This is a genomic window from Xanthocytophaga agilis (assembly GCF_030068605.1).
GTDB lineage: Bacteria > Bacteroidota > Bacteroidia > Cytophagales > 172606-1 > Xanthocytophaga > Xanthocytophaga agilis.
In genome coordinates this window covers 169,451-195,019 of record NZ_JASJOU010000004.1, presented here as the reverse complement: position 1 = coordinate 195,019, position 25,569 = coordinate 169,451, and the positions used below count along the sequence as shown (strand labels likewise).

The 25,569-nt window shown below is 38.9% G+C and carries 19 protein-coding genes; 11 read left to right on the top strand and 8 right to left on the bottom strand.

Annotated features, from left to right (window positions below):
• Positions 1-287 precede the first annotated feature (287 nt).
• From QNI22_RS13980 to QNI22_RS13970, 3 genes are all read right to left on the bottom strand, one after another.
• Positions 288-1,553, bottom strand: coding sequence for a glutamate-5-semialdehyde dehydrogenase (locus QNI22_RS13980; RefSeq protein ID WP_314511424.1), 1,266 nt, complete (start codon positions 1,551-1,553; stop codon positions 288-290).
• 73 nt (positions 1,554-1,626) lie between these two features.
• Positions 1,627-2,709, bottom strand: coding sequence for a glutamate 5-kinase (gene proB, locus QNI22_RS13975; protein ID WP_314511422.1), 1,083 nt, complete (start codon positions 2,707-2,709; stop codon positions 1,627-1,629).
• A gap of 404 nt (positions 2,710-3,113) precedes the next feature.
• Positions 3,114-3,806, bottom strand: coding sequence for a TIGR02117 family protein (locus QNI22_RS13970; RefSeq protein WP_314511420.1), 693 nt, complete (start codon positions 3,804-3,806; stop codon positions 3,114-3,116).
• 294 nt (positions 3,807-4,100) lie between these two features.
• Between QNI22_RS13970 and QNI22_RS13965 the strand changes: the two genes are divergently transcribed.
• Positions 4,101-6,338, top strand: coding sequence for a M48 family metallopeptidase (locus QNI22_RS13965; protein ID WP_314511418.1), 2,238 nt, complete (start codon positions 4,101-4,103; stop codon positions 6,336-6,338).
• A 38-nt stretch (positions 6,339-6,376) separates the two neighbouring features.
• Positions 6,377-7,084: a hypothetical protein gene (locus QNI22_RS13960; RefSeq protein ID WP_314511416.1), complete on the top strand. Its 708-nt coding sequence runs from the start codon at positions 6,377-6,379 to the stop codon at positions 7,082-7,084.
• 60 nt (positions 7,085-7,144) lie between these two features.
• Here QNI22_RS13960 and QNI22_RS13955 read toward each other — a convergent pair whose 3' ends face one another.
• Positions 7,145-8,719 (bottom strand): vWA domain-containing protein, encoded by a 1,575-nt coding sequence (locus QNI22_RS13955; protein ID WP_314511415.1) that lies wholly within the window; start codon positions 8,717-8,719, stop codon positions 7,145-7,147.
• Between the two features lie 359 nt (positions 8,720-9,078).
• Between QNI22_RS13955 and QNI22_RS13950 the strand changes: the two genes are divergently transcribed.
• A complete protein-coding gene (locus QNI22_RS13950; RefSeq protein ID WP_314511413.1) occupies positions 9,079-9,837 on the top strand; it encodes a PP2C family protein-serine/threonine phosphatase in 759 nt (252 codons plus the stop codon).
• 22 nt (positions 9,838-9,859) lie between these two features.
• Positions 9,860-10,603, top strand: coding sequence for a protein phosphatase 2C domain-containing protein (locus QNI22_RS13945; protein ID WP_314511411.1), 744 nt, complete (start codon positions 9,860-9,862; stop codon positions 10,601-10,603).
• A gap of 55 nt (positions 10,604-10,658) precedes the next feature.
• On the opposite strand, the gene QNI22_RS13940 is transcribed toward QNI22_RS13945, so the two are convergent.
• Positions 10,659-11,360, bottom strand: a complete 702-nt coding sequence (locus QNI22_RS13940; RefSeq protein ID WP_314511410.1) for a porin family protein — start codon at positions 11,358-11,360, stop codon at positions 10,659-10,661.
• Between the two features lie 316 nt (positions 11,361-11,676).
• Positions 11,677-12,426 (bottom strand): porin family protein, encoded by a 750-nt coding sequence (locus QNI22_RS13935; protein WP_314511408.1) that lies wholly within the window; start codon positions 12,424-12,426, stop codon positions 11,677-11,679.
• A 432-nt stretch (positions 12,427-12,858) separates the two neighbouring features.
• Here QNI22_RS13935 and QNI22_RS13930 point away from each other — a divergent pair, with 432 nt between their 5' ends.
• The 6 genes from QNI22_RS13930 (at position 12,859) to QNI22_RS13905 (ending at position 22,582) form a co-directional block, all read left to right on the top strand.
• Positions 12,859-14,316: a hypothetical protein gene (locus QNI22_RS13930; protein ID WP_314511406.1), complete on the top strand. Its 1,458-nt coding sequence runs from the start codon at positions 12,859-12,861 to the stop codon at positions 14,314-14,316.
• Positions 14,317-14,696: 380 nt separating this feature from the next.
• A complete protein-coding gene (locus QNI22_RS13925; protein WP_314511403.1) occupies positions 14,697-15,221 on the top strand; it encodes a GtrA family protein in 525 nt (174 codons plus the stop codon).
• 149 nt (positions 15,222-15,370) lie between these two features.
• On the top strand, positions 15,371-17,218 hold the full coding sequence (locus QNI22_RS13920; RefSeq protein ID WP_314511402.1) for a serine/threonine protein kinase: 1,848 nt from the start codon (positions 15,371-15,373) through the stop codon (positions 17,216-17,218).
• A gap of 290 nt (positions 17,219-17,508) precedes the next feature.
• A complete protein-coding gene (locus QNI22_RS13915) occupies positions 17,509-19,677 on the top strand; it encodes a protein kinase domain-containing protein (protein WP_314511400.1) in 2,169 nt (722 codons plus the stop codon).
• Positions 19,678-19,712: 35 nt separating this feature from the next.
• The gene (locus QNI22_RS13910) at positions 19,713-21,311 is read left to right on the top strand and encodes a DUF1800 domain-containing protein (RefSeq protein ID WP_314511398.1); all 1,599 of its coding nucleotides are present in this window, start codon (positions 19,713-19,715) and stop codon (positions 21,309-21,311) included.
• Between the two features lie 26 nt (positions 21,312-21,337).
• Positions 21,338-22,582 (top strand): DUF1501 domain-containing protein, encoded by a 1,245-nt coding sequence (locus QNI22_RS13905; protein WP_314511396.1) that lies wholly within the window; start codon positions 21,338-21,340, stop codon positions 22,580-22,582.
• Here QNI22_RS13905 and QNI22_RS40495 read toward each other — a convergent pair.
• Both QNI22_RS40495 and QNI22_RS13900 read right to left on the bottom strand, forming a co-directional pair.
• Positions 22,558-22,935, bottom strand: coding sequence for a phosphatase PAP2 family protein (locus tag QNI22_RS40495; protein ID WP_474004532.1), 378 nt, complete (start codon positions 22,933-22,935; stop codon positions 22,558-22,560). The genes QNI22_RS13905 and QNI22_RS40495 overlap by 25 nt on opposite strands.
• Positions 22,936-23,256: 321 nt before the next feature.
• Positions 23,257-24,153 carry an alpha/beta fold hydrolase gene (locus QNI22_RS13900; protein ID WP_314511394.1) on the bottom strand — a complete coding sequence of 299 codons (897 nt, stop codon included), beginning with the start codon at positions 24,151-24,153 and terminating at the stop codon, positions 23,257-23,259.
• 256 nt (positions 24,154-24,409) lie between these two features.
• On the opposite strand from QNI22_RS13900, the gene QNI22_RS13895 reads away from it, so the two are divergent.
• Positions 24,410-25,516 carry a pyridoxal phosphate-dependent aminotransferase gene (locus QNI22_RS13895; protein ID WP_314511393.1) on the top strand — a complete coding sequence of 369 codons (1,107 nt, stop codon included), beginning with the start codon at positions 24,410-24,412 and terminating at the stop codon, positions 25,514-25,516.
• Positions 25,517-25,569: the final 53 nt, after the last annotated feature.

The window sequence follows — 25,569 nt, the reverse complement described above, 5'->3', positions numbered from 1 at the left end:
GCCTTTAAACGCGAAAGGTTGTAGCTGGGCGTTGGCAATCTTTCTGCCGCGAGGAAAGCCCCCGGCTTTGTGGGCAGGAGGTTCGGCAGAAAGGGCCCTTTTTGGGTTACTTTTTTGGGCAAGCAAAAAAGTGACAGGGCGATAAGAAGGGAAATGTTCTGGATTATAAACAAGTCTAGGCACAAGAAAGCAAGATTTGTCAAAAATAAACCCAAGTCTACACTCTTTTCAAAAGTATAGGTTTGGGTTTTACTCATATCCAAATTTGAGATGAATCAGATCATATATTACTTAGCCCGTACCTGTCCATTCCCTCTGACAATCCATTTGTAACTAGTTAGCTCTTCCAGAGCCATAGGGCCTCGGGCATGCAGCTTCTGAGTACTGATGCCAATTTCAGCACCTAAACCAAACTGAGCGCCATCCGTAAAAGAAGTGGCAGCATTTATATAAACAGCTGCTGCATCTACTGCCTTAGTAAATTTCTCCGCAGCGGGCATATCTTCTGTGACAATAGCTTCACTGTGTTTAGAACTATAGGTAGCAATATGATCCAGTGCTTCTTCCAGTGTACGCACTGTTCGAATCGCCATTTTCATGGATAGAAACTCTGTTCCGAAATGTTCCGGAGAGGCTCTGTGTAGTAACCCATAAGGATAATATCCCTGTAACTGATCAAATGCCTGATCATCGGCAAACAGCTCTACTCCATCTTCACCCAGTGGAGTTACCAATGCTACCAAATCTGGCAAACGGCTTTGATGAATCAGCAAACAATCCAGAGCATTACATACACTTACTCTACGGGTTTTGGAGTTATGTACTATATTAATTGCCTTAGACAGGTCTCCGTTTTCATCAAAGTACACATGCACAATCCCTGCTCCTGTCTCAATTACAGGAACCCGGGAATTGGCACGTACAAAGTCAATCAGAGACTGGCTACCACGAGGAATGATCACATCCACATATCCTACCGCTTTCAGCAACGCATCTGTAGCACTCCGATCAGGCGGTAACAGATGTACAATATTCTCGTCAATACCATAACGAGTCAAAATACGTTTAATAATGGAGATAATAGCTTCATTTGAATAAGAGGCATCACTTCCACCTTTCAGAATACAGGCATTACCCGACTTAAGACATAACGCAAACACGTCAAACGTCACATTAGGTCTTGCCTCATATACAATACCGATAACTCCTAAAGGAACCGTTATTTTTGTTAACTCCAATCCATTAGGCAGCAGTTTTGAAGTAAGAATTTTTCCTACCGGATAATTCAGCCGGGCTACATTGCGAATATCATCTGCAATAGCTTTAATGCGTTGAGGGGTAAGCTTTAGCCGGTCAAACTTAGGGTCGCTCTCATCCATCCGATCCAGGTCTTTCTGATTTTCAGCCAGCAGAAAACCTGTCTCCTGCTCTGCTTCATTGGCAACATCCAGCAGTACCTGATTAATGGTAGTTACCTCCAGCAAAGGAATTATACGACTTGCTTTTCCAACAGCTTCAAAAGCTTCCTGAAGAGATTGTGTAGTGGTTGACATATGCAAAAGAAAATAACAGTCAAATTGGAAACAGAGGTATTAAAAAAACCATTCCTGCCAGCGAATAATTTTATCAGACCAGAAAGAGATAATCATAATGCACCAGAGGCTTTTTGTTTTTCTCACCAAGATATGTCTTTGCTACCTCAGCTCCATATTGTGCCATGCCTAATCCAACCAGTTCATCATTTTCTGTAACAATCTTTATAATATCTCCCTTTTTAAAATCTCCTTCCAGTCGGGTAATACCTATTGGCAAAAGACTCACGGCTTTATCAGGCTGCAATAAACTTGTCTTTGCCCCTGCATTTATATAGACAAGCCCTTTGGCATATCCTTCTGAATTAGCTACCCATCGTTTGAGTTTGGATTTATTTTCCTGTGTTGCAAATACGGTTCCTACAGGTTCTTTTCGCAAAATAGATGTTAGAATATCCGGTGTCTTTCCATTGGCAATATGCACCTTGATACCAACCATAGCCAGCTTATGAGCAATACTACACTTGGTAATCATCCCTCCCCTGCCAAAGTTTGATTTCTCCGCAGAGACAAAACGGGAAAAGTCTGTTCGGGTTGAATCAATTACCGGAATCAGAGAGGCACCCGGCTCTTTCGGCGAACGATCATAAATACCATCTACATTGGTCAGGATAATCAAAGCATCGGCTCCTAACATCGAAGCTACCAGACCCGCCAGTTCGTCATTGTCTGTAAACATGAGTTCCGTTACAGAAATTACATCATTTTCGTTGATGATAGGGATGATGTTGTTTTGTAGCAATGTACCAAAACAACGTTTCATATTCAGGTAGTGCATTCTGTCTCTGAAGTCTTCCTTGGTCACCAGAATTTGTGCACATATCAGGTTGTGGGGTTGCAGCAACTGCGTATAGATATTCAGCAATTTTACCTGTCCGATAGAGGCCAGTAACTGGCGTCGGGCAATGGGATCTGTTTTATCTGAAACAGGCATAAGACTCCTTCCCGATGCTACTGCTCCTGAAGAAACCAATATTACTTCAACACCTTGACTTTTAGCGTGTGCGATCTGACTAATCAAATGTCCCATAACAGCTTCATCCGGAAGACCATTAGCACCTGCAATGACATTAGACCCAACCTTTACCACGATTTTTTTATAAGCAGACTCTGACATACATACTATTATTACAGAACTATGCTGCAAAAATAGAATTTGTCAGTTGGAAAGCATCCTATCGTCCTCATTTTTACTAAGTAAAAATACGGATACCAGAATAACTATCTTCTGAAAATGAATGGAAGGAAGTTCTGACCTAAATTCCGGTCAAACAATAAAAGCTAAACACCATGATTAATTACTGGGATAAACACAAGATAATCAATACTCCAATCAATTTTACTTTTGACTGGAGTTCCGGTCGTTTTTAGAAAATATTCAAATAATGGTCAATTTACTGTTTGACTGGAATTTAGTTCAAACTTTTATTTGACCGGAATTCTGGTCAGACTAAAGGAGTATCCAAATTCCGGTTGCATTGTGTATTGACCAAAATTTGACTAATTCTCAATCCAAAAAAACTACAAATAGTAAAATACAGCACTTTCCAGAGGCGTCCAGTAAGACACCTTTATACCTGCAGCAGCCAGAGCTTCTCCTGTCCATACATTACAGGTATTAAAAAGATGATAGCGTCCATTAGCTTCAAAGAAATAATCAGTGTCATAATATCCAGCCTGAGGAAGTTTAGCAAATGCGTCTTGTTCGTTAAAGAAAGAGGTATTGATAAAATCTACCAATCGTTCATATTGTTCTGGAGTCAGCATCAGTTTCTTTACCTGTTTCCCTGTTCTTGGTAATCTCCCATAAAAATCAATATGCATCAAGGTTTTGCCAGGAATAAATAAAGTACTCAGGATAGTAGTTACTGCTGGAAAATGATTGTTATACGATTCTATATAGAAATTTCTATCCCCCCAGCCAAACGACACATAGGGATAGTTAGCATACTTGGCCGATAAGTCAGGCTGTTGCAATATCCGAAAACACTTATCTCTGCGGTTTTGTACAGGAAGAATAATATCTGTATGAAAACCATTGGTAGTAACAAAAACAGGAATACCTTCTGAGGCTGTTTGGTAATCACTATTTGTTGGTATAACCATTCCTATTCCAGCCAGAATCATATATAAAACAACCAGACTAATTATAATCCCCAGAGTGCGTACCAGATAGATCTTTCCTTTTCTAACTCCCTGCTTTGTTACGTTCATGAATACAAATCCATTATATTTTCTTGTGTTTTAATACACTCCTTACATATAATGTAACCTATTTCAGGAGAGGAATAATTTTTAAAGACTTGTTCAACTATCTACAAGGTAGAATCATCTATAAAAAACACTCTTATTTTCTTTTTTTGGTAATATTTTATCAAAGAAGCCATAATAAATAGTATTACCAATTATTACATTGCCTTAAAGATTTCGATTTTAATTACATTATCTCTTTGATTGGCAGTAGCTTTACCACAGATTAGAACATGTACGAAACCATCACATTATTTTATGAAGCATTTCTATTGCTATGTTATTTGTTTATTAACATCTACCTTACTCAGTGCACAAAACTTTGATAATTACCAATCTATTAAATCTGTAAACCCCATTCCATCTGATTTTCTGACATTATCTTCTACAAAATATCAGAACTCCCTTCAACAGACTGATACAGAAACCGGAAACACCCGGAAGGAAAAAAAATACAAAAAAGATTTCTACCTGACCAGTAGTTTTATTCTGGATGAATTGTTGCTTAGTGGACGAGTTCTATTCAATGATTCGGTTACTCTCTATGTGAATCAGGTAGCAGATAAATTGTTGCAGAAACAACCTGATCTCAGAAAGAAGCTGAGATTTTATACAGTGAAATCTAAAGTAGCCAATGCCTTTGCAACGGATGCCGGAATTGTTTTTGTTAATCTTGGCTTATTGGCTCAGTTGGATAATGAAGCTCAGTTAGCCTTCATTCTGTCCCATGAGATCAGTCACTATACCAAAAAGCACAGTATTACAGGCTATCTCGAAAGTCAGAAGATTTATAGTGGTAGAGGAGATTATCGTGGGCTATCAGTAGACGACAAATTTCTGGCAAAGATGAAGTATTCCAAAGATATGGAGACAGAAGCAGACATTGAAGGGCTATCTCTTTATCTGAAATCAGATTACGCTACTCAAAACCTGACTGATGTTTTTGAAGTGTTGAAGTACTCTGATCTTCCATTTGAAGATCTGGAATGTAAACTGGCCTTTCTTGAAACCAAAGATTATCGATTTCCTCAATCATATCGTCTGACTAGTGTAAAACCTATCAGTCTTAAAAAAGAAGAAGATGATACAGAGAGCAGCCATCCCAATACTGATAAACGAAAAGAAACTATTGTTGACAAGTTGAGAACCAACACCAGAGAAGGAGGAAAAGTCTATCTTGTCTCTGAAAAAGCATTTCAGAAAGTTCGTCAGATTGCCCGCTTTGAGGTATGTGACCTGTATCTGAGAAGTCTGGATTATGTCAACGCTATCTATAGCTGTTATATTCTGTTACAGGAATATCCTAACTCTACTTATCTCCATAAAGTTATTAGCTCTTCCCTGATTCAAATGGCCAAATATGCCAACTATGGAACTAACTCTTCTAAAAATACACGATACAGCTATCGAAAATCCAGTGATGACATCCCCACATCTTATAAATATGAAGATATAGAAGGGGCATCTCAAAGACTCTATTATCTTTTCTCAAAACTGTCAAATGAAGAAATGACTATTCTGGCCGTATCCTACACCTGGAAAATCCGGAATAAGTTTCCTCAGGATAGACAAATTAAAGAATTAGGAGAAATTGCCCTTCAGGAACTTGCGTTTAGTGGAACGTCTTCATTAGGCAAATTCACAACAGATAGCAATATATATGATCCTGAAGCAGATACAGCACAAGCACCGCAGAAATCCAAGATAGAGCTAATCAAAAAACTGGAGTCTGAACGTACCTACGAAAAATATGCCTTTGCAGAGTATCTGAAAGAAAAGGAATTTACAGATTTGTTTAGCAAATATGTAGACGAGAAAAAAGAAAAAGATAAAAATGCAGACCGTCGCAGAAGAGATCTGGCTTCTTACCGGAAATATCTGAAAAAGAGAGGAGCCTCTCTGGGTATTGACAAGGTGGTTATTGTAAATACAGAGTACTATCAGATTGACGATCGTAAAAAGAAACAAAAGCTTCGTCTGTTGGAGTCTGAACAAAAGAACCAGGATTTTAATGATCGGATAAAAAACATCACGACACAGCTGGGACTACAGACACAATGGATTGAACCCAGAACACTGAATTCGTCGGATGCAGATAAGTTTAACGATTATGCTCTTATCAAAGACTGGATCAGCAAAATGTCTATCCATGATAACATTGATGTACCACTCCTCACAAAGGAACAGAAAGAAACATTCATTGCCAAATATGGCACTCCTTATGTATGCTGGACTGGTGTATTTAGTTTAAGAGACAGTCCACCCTGGCCAAAAATGTTCTGGGCATTGGGAGCACCTTATTTGTTGCCTGGCATAGCCTGGGAAGCCTTCGCTCCTCATCCGGAAGTCTTATATTTTGCGACAGTCTTTAATGTTGAAGATGAAAAGGTCTATTTGGCCGAGTACCGGATTTTAAGCAGCAAAGATGCCGGGTATGTGCTCAATGCTAACATTTACAATACATTCAATCAGGTAAAACACAAAAGAAAGAAGTAAAAGACAGTCTGAACTAATTTCTATAAGCAATCTTTCAAATGAAATATATATTTATCCTTTTAAGTTTTCTTGCCATACTCAATACATCGGCACAAACCTCCGGATATATGGGTAAACGAATAGCCATAGATGCGAATTTTCAGTCAATGGCTCCACTAATTACAGATCTGGTACTGGAGGGAAGCTCAACTGTAAAATTTCGCTACAAATGGAATCTACATACTGAATATACCCTCAATAAAACGCAGACACTCGGAATAGACTTCGATATTGTTTCATACTCCAAGGGCAGGCTTGTGACAGAGTTTAATGAGAGTCTCTATGATTATAATTCAGGAGATAAAATACAATTTAATTTACAAACACAGAGCCTGGGTATAAGTTACCGACGATATCTCAAAAATGCACTGGCCCCTATCGGCAGTTATTTACAGTTTCATTGCAATTATCTGACAGGAAATATTCAGTCTTCCTATCATTCACAGGAAGAAGGACAAACCACATACACCGTTTCAGAAAAAAATGGTCCTATTTCTGGAGTGGTAGCAGGTTTTGGTATTGGCAAAAGAATAATTATTGCCAGCAGATTTACCTTTAATTTTGGCTTTAACCTCGCATTTCCTTATCTTCTTGATAATCAACCTATACTGGACGCACACGAGGAAGCTGCCTGGGATCAGGCCAAACAACACTTGCAAAAAACGTATAAATGGAATGCCAATATTGGGTTTGGAATACTTTTGTAAATAAAAAATGAATAATAAAAAGGAAAAGTCCGGTCATCTACACCGGACTTTTCCTTTTTATTATTCATCTCTGGCTACTGTCACCTCACCCAGATTCTGAGTAGATTCTACCATATTGATAAAATCACTCCGATAACTGGATAAGTCAACACCTTTCGCACCTTTGGCCCATATAATTACCTTATTATAGGTAGCGTCGGCTTTGTAGTCAGAATTTCGCAATAGCATACCATAAGCTGCTACAGCCGCAGAGAAACGGAAGTTATCGGATGTTTCTATACGAATCTGGTCCTTTGTAACCACCTGCACAATCTCTTTACTTATGTCCCCATCAGGCTTTTTGTAGCGAAGCTTTAGTGTAACCAACTCACCTGAAGTACGAGCTACTTCATTAGGTGTCCGATTCTGATACTTTAAGGCAGGAGCACCATTTTGTTTATTGCTTACCAGCTCTACCTCATATAAAGCTGTTACAGTATGGCCTGCTCCTATTTCTCCTGCATCTTTTGTATCGTCTGTAAAATCTTTGTCCTCCAGCAATCTGTTTTCATATCCCAGCAAACGATACGATTTCACAGCTACAGGATTAAACTCAACCTGAATTTTTACATCTTTGGCAATAGTAAACAAAGTACCGCCCATTTCACTTACCAATACCTTTCTAGCTTCCATCTCCGAATCAATGTAATAGTAATTGCCATTGCCATGATCAGCAATCCCTTCCATTTTGGAGTCTTTGATATTTCCAGTTCCAAACCCTATTACAGTTAAAAACACACCTGATTTACGTTTTTCCTCCACCAGTCTGATCATCTCAGAGTCAGAGGAAACCCCTACATTGAAATCGCCATCGGTAGCCAGTATAATCCGGTTATTGCCTCCTTTGATAAAGTTGTCCTCTGCTACCTGATAGGCTAACCGAATACCTTCTCCACCAGCTGTAGAACCACCTGCCTGAAGATTTTCAATAGCACTCAGAATTTGTTCTGTATCAGTTCCCGAAGTGGCTGGTAATACCAGACCTGCTGCACCAGCATACACTACAATAGCCACCTTATCTTTAGGTCTCAGATTATCAGTCAGAAGTCCAAACGCTTTTTGGAGAAGAGGTAGCTTATCTGGTTCATTCATAGATCCTGATACATCAATCAGGAACACCAAGTTACTAGCAGGCAGATCTTCTGTTGCCAGCTTTTTCCCCTGCAAGCCTATATGTACCAGATGATGTTCGGGGTTCCAGGGGCAGATACCTACCTCTGTTGTAACAGAAAATGGCTGATTAGCCGTAGGCTGAGGATATTCGTAATCAAAATAGTTGACCAGTTCTTCGATGCGAACAGCATCTACAGGTGGTTTTTGTCCACTGGTAATAAAGCGACGCACATTGGCATAACTGGCCGCATCTACATCAACAGAGAAAGTAGACAAAGGAGTGTGGGTAGCATCCTGAAAGCCATTTTCTTTGATATAGGCATATGATTCAGTATTCATCGCCTCAGGTGCTGCTACCTCCAGTGCATCCGTAGTCATATCATATGCTTCCGTTGACTCACGACGACCTGAGTGACAAGCGGACAATAAGGTAATACACAACATAGCGGTAGCCATGCGAACTTTGAAAAAAGAACGTTTCATAGGTTATAGTAACAAAGTAGTAAGATCAGGACAAAACAATTCCAATAACTGACAAGAGTCAGCTGTAAGCATCAAAAGAATAAAGATGTATAATAACTGTTTTACTCAGGAAAAGACTCTGGGTAGATTGGTTGCAACTGTGCACTGTTACGAACTGAATCACCGGAGGAACTTGCAAATTCATTGCTTTATACAACAAAGATCAAAGGGTAACCCAACCAGGAAAATATTTTTTTGTACAATTAATCGAATTGGTTATCTTTTCGGACTATGAAACAAAGAATACATTTGTCATAGTTAAAACTTGATTAGCTCAAGAGCCGTTAAAAGAATAACAATACCCATCAATCTTTACAGCTGTGTTTCAGAAACTGTTTTCTGCCTTACAAAACAAACCCCTTTATACGACAGATGGCTACACCATAGCAGGCAAAAAGCCTGTGAACGAGGATAGCTATCTGATTGAAGTAAAAAAAGACGCCTGCCTGCTATTAGTTGCAGACGGAGTAGGTGGACATGGACATGGAGACTGGGCGAGTCAGATCTGTGTGCAGCATTTTCAGGAGGCGTTTCATAAAATAGAAAACCTCAATGACCCCAAAACGTTTCTGCATGAACATGCATTGAAGGTGGCTCAGAAAGTGCTTCGGAAACATACGGAAGATCCGGCATATAAAAACTGCGGCACCACGCTAACCGGGTTTCTGATTCAGGAAAAACATTATTATGTTATTAATATTGGTGATAGCCGAACCTATGCCTGGCATCCTTCTAAAGGGTTGCGCAGACTGACCAAAGATCACTCGATTGTTCAGCAGATGATTGATGCAGGTACATTAACAGAGTCTGAAGCGGCAAATCATCCCTACCGCACCACTATGACGTCGGCCATTGGTCAGGCAATGGACACTATTAAAATTGACATTACCGGCCCCTATACGTTGGCAGAAGGTGAAATACTTCTATCCTTCTCTGATGGAGTCCACGATTTCCTGACAGATACACAAATTTCCCAAATCATCGCTTCCAATGCTAAGTCATTAGCACAAACACTGGTAGAACAAGCCTTGGCTGCCGGAAGTACAGATAATATTACAGCCTGCTGGTTAAAGCAATAGATAAAAATGCTAGTATTGAGGTATGAAAATAGAGTCAGTCCTACATATAGGCGCATCCCATACCAATCATTGTGAAGATTACCTGTTAGTAGATGAATCCCTGAAAGATATACTTGTCTGTGCTGTCATGGATGGGTGTACCATGGGAAACGAAAGCTATTTTGCTTCAGCCCTAACAGGCAAACTTCTTCACAAGCTCCTTCGGGAAAAAGCATACAAAGACTTCTATACTCTGAAAAAGTCCACAGTATCTTTGGAAGAAGATGCAAAGTACCTGCTTCAACACCTATTTATAGAGATAAAACAAATCAGAAACCTTCTGTTGTTGGAAACACATGATTTGCTAACTACCCTCATTCTGGCTCTGGTAGATCGCAACTCACAGGAAGCTCTGATTCTGGTACTGGGTGATGGTGTTGTCACTATTAATGGTGAAATCTATATTTTCGATCAGGAAAATACACCAGATTATTTTGCCTACCACCTGAGTGAAGACTTTGAGACATGGTATGGTAAACAAACCCAGAAGATTCATGCAACCCAGCTTCAAACTCTGGCTATTGCTACAGATGGGATTGAGACATTTGTATCCAATCATCCATCCACACCAGATCTGAAAATTAATCCAATTGAATGGTTGATGACAAATCCTGTCCAGGAAAAGGAGACCTTACTTTCCCGATTTAATATGCTGGCCAATATATGGCATCTGCAACCCTTGGATGATCTGGCTATTATTCGGATTATACATACAGAACCAGATTAAAAAAAACCTGTCACTGAAAGGCAACAAGGTTTTACTAGTTTATAATGTATAGAGATCAGTTTCCTCTTAATGAAATAGAATAACCTAAAAATACTCCAATCGTTCTGTTTTGCGATTTCAGATCTTTCCTGGAAGCACTATTATCAGGATCTTTCCTAAAATTAGTAAATCCATACCCATAGCGGGCTTCCAGCGAGAAAGCACCTGGACCTACCGGTAAACTTACGCCAGCACCAACATAAGCTCCAATATCAAGCCGATTTACTTCATTCTTTGAAATATAAATATCACCACCACTATAATTTTCTGGTTCATCTTTAAATTTAATTTTAGAAGTAGAAGACATACCATTTTCTTTATCCTTCAACTTACCACCTAAAGCATATCCCAAATAAGGGCCTACATAACCAAAAAATTGCAGATTATCTTCCTCTCCAAAAGTCTCTTTTAAAAGGATGGGTACTTCTAAATGATTAATATGATAATCTATATTTCCATCATCGTATTTTTCTTTAAATCCTTTTTGAGTATATAAGATCTCCGGCTGTATAGAAAAAATGTCTCCTATACCCAGTTCAAAAGCTGCCCCAGCCGAAAACCCGGATGTAAAAGCGATATCAGACTCGTCATCCTTTATAAGATCAGAAATACTCATTTTGGACACAGTATAGCCTATTTTAGGAGTAATTTTAAATTGAGCTTGTGCTGTAAAAACCATAGCTGCAACAGCAGCAATTGATAGGAAAACTTTTTTCATAATCTGATAGCTGAATAGTAGTAAAAAAAATAAAAATACCCTTAAATAACTCAACAATAATCAGACCATACTACTTGTGAAACAAGTAATATCAAGTTTGGTAAAACTTCAATTCTGAAAAATATAAAAATAATAACCGATTTATACACATTACTATCAAAAAATAAAATTCCCTATCACTTTCAGTAATAGGGAATTTTGAATAGGGCCAATTTATATAGAGTCTATTCTCTGATTTTTGTAGATTTACTTTCCTACAAAAGAAAAACCCTCTGCCTGATGACAAAGGGCTTTCTATTAAATCAAAAGATTTAAATTATTTTCCACCAAGAGGAATTGAATACCCAACAAATATACCAATTGTCCTTGTTTGAGATTTATAATCTTTTTTATCTCCACCATCAGGTGTTTTGTAAAAATTGGTAAGACCATATCCATAACGTGCTTCCAGAGAAATAGCACCTGGGCCTACTGGTAAGCTAGCTCCGGCTCCTACATACGCTCCGATATCTAAACGATTTGCGTCATCACTTGAATAGTATTCTTCATCATCGGCAGCATTCTCTGGTTCATCACCAAATTTTATTTTAGTAGTAAAATCTATGCTTGCACCACCACTGCTAAGCTTACTTTTAGATTTTCCATTTAGTGCATATCCAAAATATGGACCTACATAGCCAAAGAAACGAAGTGCATCTTCGTCACCAAAAGAAGCTTTAAATAATACAGGGATTTCCAAATAATTGAATTTGGTATCCATCTTTGCATCATAACTTCCACCTTCACCATCACTTTCCTTACCAGAAAGCTTATAACCTTTCTGAGTATACAGAATTTCTGGCTGTATAGAAAATTGGTCACTCACCCCTAATTCAAATGCAGCACCTGCAGAAAATCCTGAAGTTAAAGATATTTTTCCATCAGCATCTTTAATTTCATCTTTAACATCCTTTGAAAAACCCCATGTGGAAGCCGTATAGCCTACTTTGGGAGTAATTTTAAATTGAGCTTGTGCTGTAAAAACCATAGCTGCAACAGCAGCAATTGATAGGAAAACTTTTTTCATAGTTTCTTTAATCTGTTTAATTTGTAATGTTACCCTTTTGAACTATACATTTATATAATTCCTGATGCAAACGTAAACAAAAGTCCTAAACATCAAACAATTATCTTACTTAATTTATCTCACACCTTTTCAAAACAGGATAGATTTTCCTATAAAAAGGGATATACCCCTATAAATTCTCCAGAAATATTACTTCAACTTAGGAATAGAAAAACTCAAAACAGCAAATAAAAAAGAGAAATTAGCCATATAGGCATAAGATCCGATCAAAAATATTACAATGAACAAAAAAAAGTCAAAGATGACATTCACTATCCTATCGTATCTCCAAATAATTCAATATTGAAATGTATTATAAAACAGTTTGTTTAGTAAAAAGATACTATTTTTGCTCTTCAACTTTGTATAATTTCTGAGTCTAAGAATACACGAATGAATCGTCGACTGGTAATTTATGTAGATACTGATTTCTTAATGGCTGGTGTAAAGCCTTTTGATACTTTTATTCCTATTGTAGTCCGGGACATTTTTCGGATACCTCTTTTCTTCTTTGTTGATCCTTCAAGCAGTAAAATATTCTATGGGGAGCGTTATCGTCAGGAATACGAAGACAGTCAACCCAATACATATGGCAATTTTCTTCAAAGTATTTTAGATGATAAGCTACACTACCAGGCATTTCAATATATGGTGCCAGTAGTAGAGTTGTTAAAAGTGATAATGGATGATCTTCGTCGTCAGTACCTGAGTATTTTAGGGGAACTAACCAGTTCTCTTGATCCTACAGCAGCCATTCCTGTTTCCCTGCTTTTTTCAGACAATGTATCCGTAGCCTCTCAGAAGGTTTTTGCTGATTATCTACAACGGATAGGATATGAGGTTGATCAAACGACTTTCATCCCGGCAGAAATGCTTGCACTCAGTTTATTTGAGAATGGCAAGTTGAGTCATCCACTACAAAAGAAAATAGTGATAGCAGAAGCATTCAATGAAAATCTGAATTATTCGCTTGTACAATGTTACAATGCATCAGCTGTAGAACGTATAGCCACACACACATACTCATTGATGGGGGTAGACAGCCGGATCAATGTAGTAGCCGCCTATGCAGTAAATTATATCAATAACCAGAGAAGACTTTTATCCAGCAAAGAAGAAATCGAAAAAGAAACCAAGCGTCATTTTCGGATGGCCAAAGAATGGGTCCGACAAATGGATACAGATGTCCGCCCGTTTATTGATGTAAAGTCTAACTTTGCTATAGAAAAATCGGCCGAAAACAAGGTTGTTCTGAAAAAAGATGAGATTGAACAGCAGGTAACTTACCATGTACGCAGTCTTGGACAAACATTCGATCAGTTTTTAACTAACAGTAACCATCGAACAGAAGATATTGACAAAATCATTTTGATTGGAGAAAGTTTGTGTAATAGTCAGGAACTTAAACTGGAATTTAGTCGATTTGGTGCCCATAAACTTCTGCTATGTAATGAGACCGATGAAAAAGGGATCTTAAATGGTGTTTTTTTGCGAAAACAATACCAGGAAAAACCACAGACTGCTCCACAGCCAATAGAGCAAAATATACCTTCATCGCATATCCCTCCCCCTTCACTGCAGTTTGAAACTGTTGTAGTTACTACACAATTAAGCATAGGTCAACAGCTCGAAATAGGATGGAATGACCGAATGATCAGAGCTTTGCACCTTGGTAATAGTTTATTCGTAGTAGTAAAACATTACAATTCGCAAATCATCACTGGTGACCAGTTTAGCATTGATACGCTGTTATTTGGACAAAAACCAGTTTTCAAAAATATAATGCGTAGCGGAAAATCATTGGGAGACTATACACCTAGCGGAGCCCTGAATGTTTTAAAGAAAGTATAATCCTTTATCATATATACTATTATTGCCAGAATAGTAGATAAATTGCCAGATGCAAGTACATCCTGTCAATGAGTATATAAAAAATTAATTAGTTATAGAAAACTTACACAAATCATTAGTGACTCTGGTATCATAACAAAACCTTTTATCGTTGGGAAGGGTTATAAGGAAGTAGGTAAATAGCTATCCTAGTAGAGTATCAAAACTACAAGATAGTATAAGTACTTAGTATAAAACACAAAAATAGTTGTCTGATAACAACCAACAGCTTAGTATTTATATCCTTTTTTCACGAAAACCTAATTATTATTGGTTAAACCTTACCAAAAACTAGTATTTATTTTATACATTTGTTTTTGAAGTTGTTAATCACTTACACCATGAAGCGTATTATCAGACATCCTTTTGCTCAGTTCTTTCTTCGGTTTCGCCTAATACGATTCGGAATTGTAGGTGCAATTAATTCAGTTGTTGACTGGGGTATATTTTTCCTGCTTTTATCCCAATTTGGGCCAGTGCATAAATTCTTATTTATCGAAACTGATACCTGGGCCAGAGGAATAGCCATGTTTGTAGGTGTAACATCTGCCTTTTTCATGAATTCCCGATTGGTATTTAAAGAAAACGGATACCATAATCACTTTCATGATGAAATTACTTTCTCAGAAAAAATGGGTATTGTTGGTCAGAGTTATGTAAAGTTTCTGGCTACCTATGCTATGGGTATGGGAATGAATATTCTTACCTATACAACCATGAAAAGATTACATATTGATGTATTTCCACCTGAAATGGGCCTGGGAATTTTCTCTAAATTACCAGCCTTGGTTGTAAGTACGGGCGTATCTGCAGTGTTTAATTACTTTTTCTGTAAACACTTCGTTTTTAAAGCAAAAGCAGTCTAATATACATTGCTATACATACAAAGAGCCTTGTAGGTTATCTACAAGGCTCTTTGTATGTATAGCAATCAGATGAGAATATGTATTTCATCTTGGTTTTACAGAGATACTATTTTAACTTGTACCTCAATTCATTAGGGTAAAAACATACTATGGCCGGGATCAACGAACATACTAACGACGATTCACCAAAAGAACAATCTCAATTTGTTACCAGTAACAACTCAATCCCTCCATCTGAAACAAACTCAGATGATGGTTCAGGGTTTATTATATCCAAGGATGCAGTCAATGACCCAGATTCAGGTACTCTGTCAACATCATCCGGTAATGATAATGCTTCTTCTTTTATAACCAATGAACCATCTGGTATAACATCCCAGACAACAGGTACAAATACAATAAATACTAACTGGTCGGGTATACGATTTACCTCCACATTCACAGATAGCATGCCTCTTGCCCAACAGGGGGCAATGAGTCTGACACAGAAAGCACGTCTTGATGGCAGATGGGTTGTAGTGAAACGATTGCTTCCAGAACATCGGACTAATCCTACATACATCGAGTTATTCTTTAAGGAGTATTTCAATGGCCGTGATTTACAACATGAACATATTGTCAACATTTATGGGCGAGGAGAAGATCAGGAAGGGCCATTCTTCTATATGGAATATGTAGATGGACAACCTTTATCTCATCGTATTCCGGAAGGTGGTATTTCTGATGAACGGTTTGTACGTAAAGTTGCAACAGAAATGCTCCAGGCATTGAGTTATGCCCATAAAAAACAAGTCTATCATCGTGACCTGAAACCAGACAACATTCTCATTACCAATCGGGGCGACAATGTTAAGATTATCGATTTTGGGCTGGCAGCTGCCGATACCTTTGATGACATCAAAAATGCAACCTTCATAGGGACGAAAACCTATGCTTCACCAGAACAAACATTAAACACTACCAATGTTGATGGAAGAGCAGATCTCTATGCATTTGGCATTATACTACTGGAAATGTTTACAGGAAATCCATCCAAAGATAGAATAGGTACTGTAAAACATACTCTTTGGAGAGGAATTATCCAGAAATGTACCCAACTGGAACCAGACGATCGATACCATAATGCAGATGAAATTCTGGATCTGATAGAGATCAATACAAGTCAGCTATTTAAAGCAACAACTGAAGAGAAAGTCGTTCCAAGGGAAACTATTGAACCCAATGCTCTCCAGAAGAAAGAAGAAGAATTACGCCGTAAAGAACAAGAACTCCAGCAGCGTGAGCAAAAGATAAAACAACAAAGCAAACCACAACAAGTACCCACACCTGTATATATAAACTCTGTTCCCACCAAACAAACGAACTATGGCTGGGTATGGTGGATTGTAGGTCTGGCAGCCTTGGCTGGAGTAAGTTATGCTGCACAGGAACAGGAAGATCGTTTTCTAAAAGTTATCCTTTCACTGATTTCCTTTGGTATCATTATACTTCTCTTCGTAGGTGTAATCCGATGGTGGCAACGACTTAATATTGGATGGAAAGTTATCCTGCTGGGTGTTTTGGCTGGTGGTATTTATTTTTACTATAAGCAACAACAAAAAGAAAAAGATGCGATAGAAAGCCGACTTACCAATGAAAGCAACTTAAAGAGTGTTATTGAGGATTACTACCATGATCTGGAACAACATAACTTTACAGCTGTTGAAACCTACTTTGCTCCTACTATAGAGAAGTATTTTAACAGAAACGATGTCAAGGTAGAAGAGCTTCAACCTATACTAACCAACTTCTGGGAAAAAACACCTGAAGATATGAACGTAATAGACTGGAGCACATTCAAACATGAAGTAAATACAGATGATGAATACGTCAAAGTCAGCTTCTATATGAATTACCACTTTCGCCGACGCACCTCTTCTGCCATGAAAATGGTAAGAGCTAAAACAGTTATTAAATTCAATAAAGACTTAAAAATATTTTATATAGCAGGTAATTAATAACACACCTTCTTTCTGAATAATCATACTGCTGTCAATATTTTTTAGATACTGACGTTTATTTTAACGAATTTGAAACTTATTTTCAGATTCGTTTTTTATTATGAATCAGTTTAAACAAATTAGTAAAGGCTGCAAAGGCATATTTTGTGCTGTGCCTTCACTTATTTTTCGGCCCATAGCTTTTGCTATGCCCCTCAAAATAAGTTTAGCTCGCTACAAAAGTCACCTTTTCGCTTCTTTATAATTTATTTGCACTGATTCTTTGTGAGAAAGTAACTCAACTTAGCATGGCCATTTTAGTAAAAGCACCTGAATTACCTTTTACAGGAGGAATCGTTACCTGGTGGGAAAAAGAAACAGGACAAGAAGTGCTGTTTGGAGATCTTTTGGTAGAAATACGGTCAGGTAATACCGATTATCCAGTAAAAGCCTATTTACCTGGGACTTTACTACATATCTTTGCTAAAGCAGGATCGGAAGTACAACCAGAGGCTCCACTAGCACTTATAGGAGAGCCAAACGAAAATATTGCAGAGTGGCTATCACTGGCTCCTAAGACAGATCACCCCACTACTTCACCAAATTCGTTTCAATCTGGCTTTACTCAAGTAAATCCAGAGGAATCTGATACAACCACTCAACAATCCGGGTTTTCTACTTCTCCATCCGATTCTCCAATTGCTACAACTCCCTCCAAAGATCCTTTTTCAGGTTCAGGTAGTAGCGGATCATCATTTACTACCAATGAAACGCCATCCTCTCCTGTTGCTCATTCTTACTCTTCAACAGAACATCTGACCACTGAACAAGCACAGAATCAGAGCTTGTATGGCAGAGGGTTTGATAAATTTGTCAAAATGCGACCTGTGCCTCAGCAGGGTGCTATGGGAGAATTGTTTTTTGCTACACAAGCTATCAGTGGCCGGGATGTGGTGATAAAACGGCTCAAGCCTGAACGGCGTGCTGATGCCAAAACCCGCGAATATTTTATGCGGGAAATTAACTTGGGAACAGTACTGCCATACCATAAGAATATCATCACAATACTGTATTCAGATGAGAATGAATTTGGTCCATACTATGTTATGGAACGGATCAATGGGCATTCATTACAGCACCTGATTGATAGTAATCAACTGCTTCCCGAACGACTGAAAGATATATTTCTGGGCATTCTGGAAGGTATACGACATATTCATGCTCATTGGATGGTACATCGGGACCTGAAGCCCATGAATATCCTGATAGATACCCAGATCTGGCTACCTAAGATTATTGATTTTGGCTTTGCCAAACATCCCTCTTATCCGGACATTGATGTATTTGATATGGGTACAGTAGGTTATATGGCTCCAGAGCAACATGGAGATCAGAAGGATGTAACCATGCTGACAGATATCTATGCAATAGGTTGTGTATTGTATGCTATGCTTAGCCGGGAACAGCCTCATACTATAGACCTTTCCAAAATTGCCGATCCGGTCTATGCAGCCATTATCCAAAAATGTACCCAGGCAGATCCCAAACAACGATATGCTTCTGTACAGGAAATTATAGATGCAGTAAACAAACGTATTATTCCACAGGAACCTGTCGTAGTGAAGAACGCTTCTGTTGAAGAATCTGTCAGCAGTATACAAAATCCATCATTGGAAAGTTTTAAGATATTTCTTAATGAATGGGCAACAGAAGCATTGCCTACAGGTCAGCGGTTATCCAAACTGACACTTAAACTTATTCAAAAACAGGCAGAAGCAGCAGGAGTAGATATTGAAAAGCTGGAATCTGAACTTAACGATTTTATTGAACTGTATGAGGAAATTAAATCCAGTGGCGAGCTAACTGCATTTAAAAAACGAAGTTTGCTGGTACAGGGCTCACTGGTATATATCTCAGCCTCTACTATTGACCGAATATTTGAGTTGTCAAATATTCCAGTATCTACCAAATATGCGATCAAAACCAGTGGTACATTTCCTGTGTATACAGCAACATCTCAACAAAAAACGTTGCCCAGTGAACCTTTAACACCGTCACAGCCAGTCAGTACATCCCCGCCTGTTGTTATACCTATACCACAACCGGAAGAAAAAAGTGTATCAACACCTTCTGCAGACTCTGGCTTTTCAACACTTATCAATACAACTTTATATGCCAGAGCAGTAGGACTATTTGAGGCCTTCGAAGCGGATAAGCTAACCACCACCTTACAATCAGACTCTTTATATGAAATTCACGTTATCAGTGCTACTACTGCAACTTTTCGGATTGCAGATAATGCAGTGGCTCAGGATGCAGCATTAAAGAATAAGCGTTTCTATCTGCATCCAGCCTGTGTACTGGCAGAGGTAGAACCTGTTTTAAATCAAAAAATATATACACTGCAAACAGGTAAACTGGAACGCAACGGAAATTTCTGGAAGATTACTGAGAAAGCGAAAATCCGGATAGGATAAGCTGATAGTGTCCTCAAATCTAACTATATCTCTCCATGTCAGATAGTATTTACTGGAACGAATCCTCTCCCTCTATAGAGCTTATTGCTCTGAATCGGATGGGTTATGGCCATACCCCGTCAGAACTGGAGAGAGTCCGACAGCTAGGCTTCAAAAACTATGTTGAGGAACAGCTCTATCCCAATGAAAATCAGGATACGGTAGTGCTTCAGAAGCTTTCTTTTACCCGTTTGCACATAGGATATACACATAAAGGAAACAAGGTAGCTGAGGACCGTCCATTACAATACCTGCAATCGTCCATACCACAACTCTGGAAACTCATACAGAGTGGAGACAAACTTTCCTACGAAGAAAAAATCCGTCCATTGCAAGAGGTTCGTGCTGCCACCTGGTTACGGGCGGTTTACAGCAAATGGCAGCTACGTGAAGTCCTCACAGATTTCTGGCATAACCATTTCAATGTAAACGCAGCCAAAGAAGAACGAATCGCAGCTACTTTTCCAGTATACGACAGAGAGGTTATCCGAAAAAATTGTCTGGGAAACTTTCGGATATTTCTGGAGGATGTAGCTAAAAGTACTGCTATGCAATATTATCTGGACAATGTCAGTAGTAAAGCAAGTCCTGCTAATGAAAACTATGCCCGTGAGCTTTTTGAACTACATACACTAGGAGCTTCTTATTATTACAATCACCTATATAATCGTTGGAAAGAAGTGCCAGGTGCTCTTACAGGTAGTCCCGTAGGATATATAGATGAAGATGTCTATGAAGCGGCCAGAGCCTTTACAGGTTGGACGGTTGCCAATGGTTCAGACAACGGCAAGGGAGAACACTTTCCGGATACAGGAACCTTTCTGTACTATGAGGGATGGCATGACCATTACCAGAAACGCATTCTAGGAACCGAACTTCCACCCAATCAGCCACCTCTGGCTGATGGTCAAAAAGTGCTGGATCTGGTAGCTTTTCATCCCGCCACAGCCTTACACATATGTACCAAGCTCTGTCAACGACTGATTGCGGATCAGCCCACCAAAGACACTATTCAGCAAGCTGTTAGGGTATGGAACGAGAACCAGCAACAACCGGATCAGATTCGAAGAGTAGTCCGAACGATTCTGCTTTCTGAAGAATTTGCTAAAAGCTGGGGAAGGAAAATCAAACGTCCTAACGAACTGGTTGCCTCTTTTTTACGTGCTACACAAACAGACTTTATACCGGATGCTTCTTTCTTATGGGCTAGCTCCCAGATAGGCTATCATCTGTTTGAATGGCCTACGCCCAATGGTCATCCGGATACAGGCACCTATTGGCTAAATAGTCAGATGATGCTGGCTCGGTGGCGTATCATGGAAGTGATGTTTCAGGACTGGTTTAAATCCTGTAAAATAAACTGGCAGCAACTGCCATCTGTAACGAACCTTACTGCCCGACAAATAGCTGACCAATATTTGAAACAAATCACTGGCCGAACTATATCTGATAAAACACAGGAAGTAGTTGCTAACTTTCTGGCTGTAGGAGGAAGCATAGACGAGCCTCCTATAGGTAACACAGAAGAGATTCAGTCCCGGCTAAAGAATACCATAAGCCTTATAGGAATGCTACCGGAATTTCAGATTCGCTAGTCCTACACCCCCTAATACATTTACCCATGAACAGACGTACATTCTTGTCAGGATGTAGTGCAGCAATAGCGGCAATGGCTGGTAGTCAATTGCATAGTATGACATTTTCTGCAGCGGACAACAATCCGGAAATATTTATCCTCGTTTTTCTCAGAGGTGGAATGGATGGACTACACCTTATTGCTCCGGTTAGTGATAAAAACTATATTGACTCCAGAGAAATAGCCTTACGAATTACAGAGAGTGGTTCACAGAAAGGCTTGCCTCTGATTAATACCCTTTCAGGGCAGGATTTCTATCTGCACCCCAAAGCGCAACCATTTAAAGAGCTTTATGACAGCAAACAGCTAGCCATTATCCATGCCTGTGGCCTTACCAATGGTACACGCAGTCACTTTGATGCTATGGATCTGATCGACAAAGGCGTAGCAGATACAAATGCAGCTCCTTCTACAGGCTGGCTTACGCGTTTGCTCGAAACCATTCCTCATACAGGAAAGCTACCTGCTATCAGTGCTACACCTCAATTGCCAGTTTCTCTATTAGGAAGTACTACAGCTAACTCTCTGTATGATCCCAAAGGCTTTACTTTAAACTCGGATCCCCGATTTACAGGCATTCTGAAGAACCTGTATCATGGAGATTCGGCTCTGGCCCGAACCGCGCAACAAACACTGCAAACCATTCAATACATACAAGGTAAACTTCCCCGTAAAAATGGAACTATCACTGATTATGTTCCGGATAATATAGCACATTACCCCAGTCAATGGCAGGTACAGGAACTAACCCAATCATTTAAAACATTGGCACAGCTCATCAAAATGGATGTAGGCCTACAGGTTGCAACGATTGATTTTGGTGGATGGGATATGCATGAAGGTCAAACATGGCTCTTTCCTGTACTTCTGGAAGGTTTTGCCCAGGCACTCACAGCTTTTTATAATGATATTCATCTGTATCACAAACGGGTTACCATTGCTGTTATGAGTGAATTTGGTCGCAGGCTCAGGTCCAATAAAAGCAATGGAACAGACCATGGCTATGGTAATGCTATGCTGGTACTGGGAGGAAATGTAAAAGGAGGAACTATGTATGGAAAATGGCCGGGTCTTGCTACTGAGCAGCTTGATAATCGCGTAGATCTCGCCGTGACAACCGATTACCGGACCATTCTTAGCGAGATATGTATCAAACGCTTACATACGCCAGCTATCCAGACAATATTTCCCGGATTTATCAAGCCTCAACTACTTAACTTTCTTAGCTGAAGATCTTTTTTCATAAAATGATAAAGAACAGCATTTATTCCTGTTGACAATCCTATAGAAAATACGACATCACTCATATAATGTACATTGAGTAATATTCGACTTAGGCCAACTAGAAGTATCAATGGAATAAATATATACATTAAGCGATTATATTTGAATACAAGAGGAATGCATAACGCAACAAAAATGCCTGTATGCAAAGATGGAAATGAGTCTGTATTTTCAGTTAAAGAACTATGCAGATCAAATCCATAGAATCCTTCCTGTAACAATGCAGGTCTATACCGTGGAAAGTTGGTCTTCAAAAACTGGATACTAGCCACTGTCGCCAGATAACTATATAGTATCATTAGAACAAGAGCAGGTGGTATTGTAAAAGTAAAAAAATAACGAAGAATAAAGAAGATAACCAAATAACAAGCTAGAATCAGGTAGGAAATTTCAAAACTGCCTAACAGAGATATTTTCTCCCATATTGAAAAGAGAGTTCTTTCTCCTATCTGATTGACAACCCATGGATCGATCCAGAAATAACTTATAAAACAAAGAAATACTATTCCCAGATAAAACTTTAGAGATAGCGAACGATTCACCTTTACAGATTTTTATACAACGAAAGGTGAAAAATATATCTCAATTCTCTATAATAAAAGTTTTTGTAGTCATACCTCTTAGTTCTTAGCTAGGTCCCAGGGCTTTTGCTGTACCTTATCTAACATCTTCACAATGGTCTTCTGAATAAACTCTTTCTCTGTAAACGTAATCAGGTGGCCCCGGTTTGCAATGAGAGTAATATCCAGTGAAGGCACATTGATCAACTTCTTACGGGCAAATTTTGCATTTGAAGTATAAATCAGATCATCGTCTGCTCCCTGAATATAAGCTACTGGTATTTTGATGTTTGACCATAAAGGCAACATTTTCTTTAGTTCCTGATAATGTGACAACTTTTCAGCATTGGCAGAAACCAGTGTGCGAGGCACCATCCATTTCAACGGAGGTATTTCCATAGGATAAGAAATGTCATAGATCTTCTCTTCTCCTGGTGCCAGTGAAGGCCCTACCAATACCAATCCATCTACCAGATTCGGGTAGTCCATTGTTAGCCGACTGGCAACAGATGTACCATAGGAAGTACCTACTACCACAACCGGATGATTGGGTCTACGCAGGCTATCGAGAATAGTAGCCATGATTTTGGCTTGCTTCTCTATGGAAGTCAAGGGATCGCCAAAACCTGAATACCCATAACCCGGACGATCCACAGCATACATATGTGCTCTGTGCAATAAGGTACTATCAGAAAGATAGTCTTTGTAATAACTTAATGAACTAGGTGCCCCATGTATAAACAGAATAGTGGCAGAGGTATCTTCCCCAATAGAAATATAGCGAATATCACGTCCTTCTGCTTTGAAATGCCCAATCTTCGGTTTCAGATTTTTGGTACTGAAATATTCATAGATGTCCTCGTTAGATTCTCTGAATTGTACAAGTTTATCCAATCCAAATGTGATGCCCAATGCTATAATTAATGTAATAGAAAGTCTTTTAATCCAGCGCTTCATAGTTTGTTTACGAATTTGTCCATAGCAGATAGCATAAACTTGCTGTCCTTTAGAAGACTAACACGAAAAAGTAGGTATTTTGTTTCTAAAAAAAATGCTCTTTTTCAGATTTTCTTACAAAACCTGAAACCAGATCTGCCTGTAGGAAATTCACTGTTTTATTGTTAGAACTTCTGTAAAGAAAAAATGCAGGATATATAAAACAGTTATGCTATTTTATGAAAAAAATTATTGCTCACTTCTGTACTACTCCCTTATGCAATACCGAAGAATGCCTATTGAAATAGAAGCCCCGGAAGGCTTTGGTTATGAAAATATTGACTGTAATTTATCGGAAAGTTCTTTCACAGATCAGAAGTTAAGCGACCTGGGTATCTCATTGGAAAATCTGATATTATTATATGGTGATCACAAAGGAAAACCAGAACTGAGAGAGTTACTTGCCAGTGATATCGGCTTTACAACCGAGGATGTGCTGATTACTTCAGGAGCAGCAACAGCCCTATTCATTGTTGCCACATCTCTGCTGGACAAGGGCGACCATCTGGTAGTAGCCAAATCAAACTATGCGACTAATATAGAAACACCACGAGCCATTGGAGCTAATATATCTTTTCTTAACCTAACGTTTGAAAACAACTTTGATCTGGATCTGGCTGAACTGGAAAGATTAATTACTCCACAAACCAAACTGGTGAGCCTGACCTATCCGCATAATCCAACCGGAGTGATGATTAATGAAGAAAAGTTAAAAGCCATTATACAAATTATTGAAGAAAGGCAAACCTATCTGCTACACGATGAAACCTATCGGGAAATGTGTTTTGTAGAGAAACTACCTGTAGCAGCTACCTTATCAGATCGGGTAATCAGCATATCATCAATGTCTAAGTCGTTTGGTCTGCCAGGTATCCGCATCGGTTGGATACTATCAAAAAACCAACAGCTGATGGAAACGTTTCTGGCTGCCAAAGAGCAAATTTGTATCACTAATTCGGTAATTGATGAAGAAATAGCATTTCAGTATCTGAAGCGTAAACAGGAGTTATTTGCCCCCAATATGGCCACCATACAAAAGAACTTTGGCCTATTAAAACGCTTCATGGAACATCAGCAAGTCTTGGAATGGGTAGAGCCGAAAGGAGGTTGTGTCTGTTTTCCCAGAATTAAAAAAGATATACCTGTAGATACAACCCGCTTTCATGATATTTTACTGAATACCTATGCTACTTATATAGGCAGAGGACACTGGTTCGAAGAGGATGCCCGCTATATGCGTATTGGCTATAGTTGGGACAAATCTGAAAAGCTGGAAAAGGGATTACAGAATATTCTAAAGGCCATTGATGCTGCCAGGATTTAAATAACCTATCCTGACGGATACCATAAGAAACAAGTCAGGATAGATCCTTATAA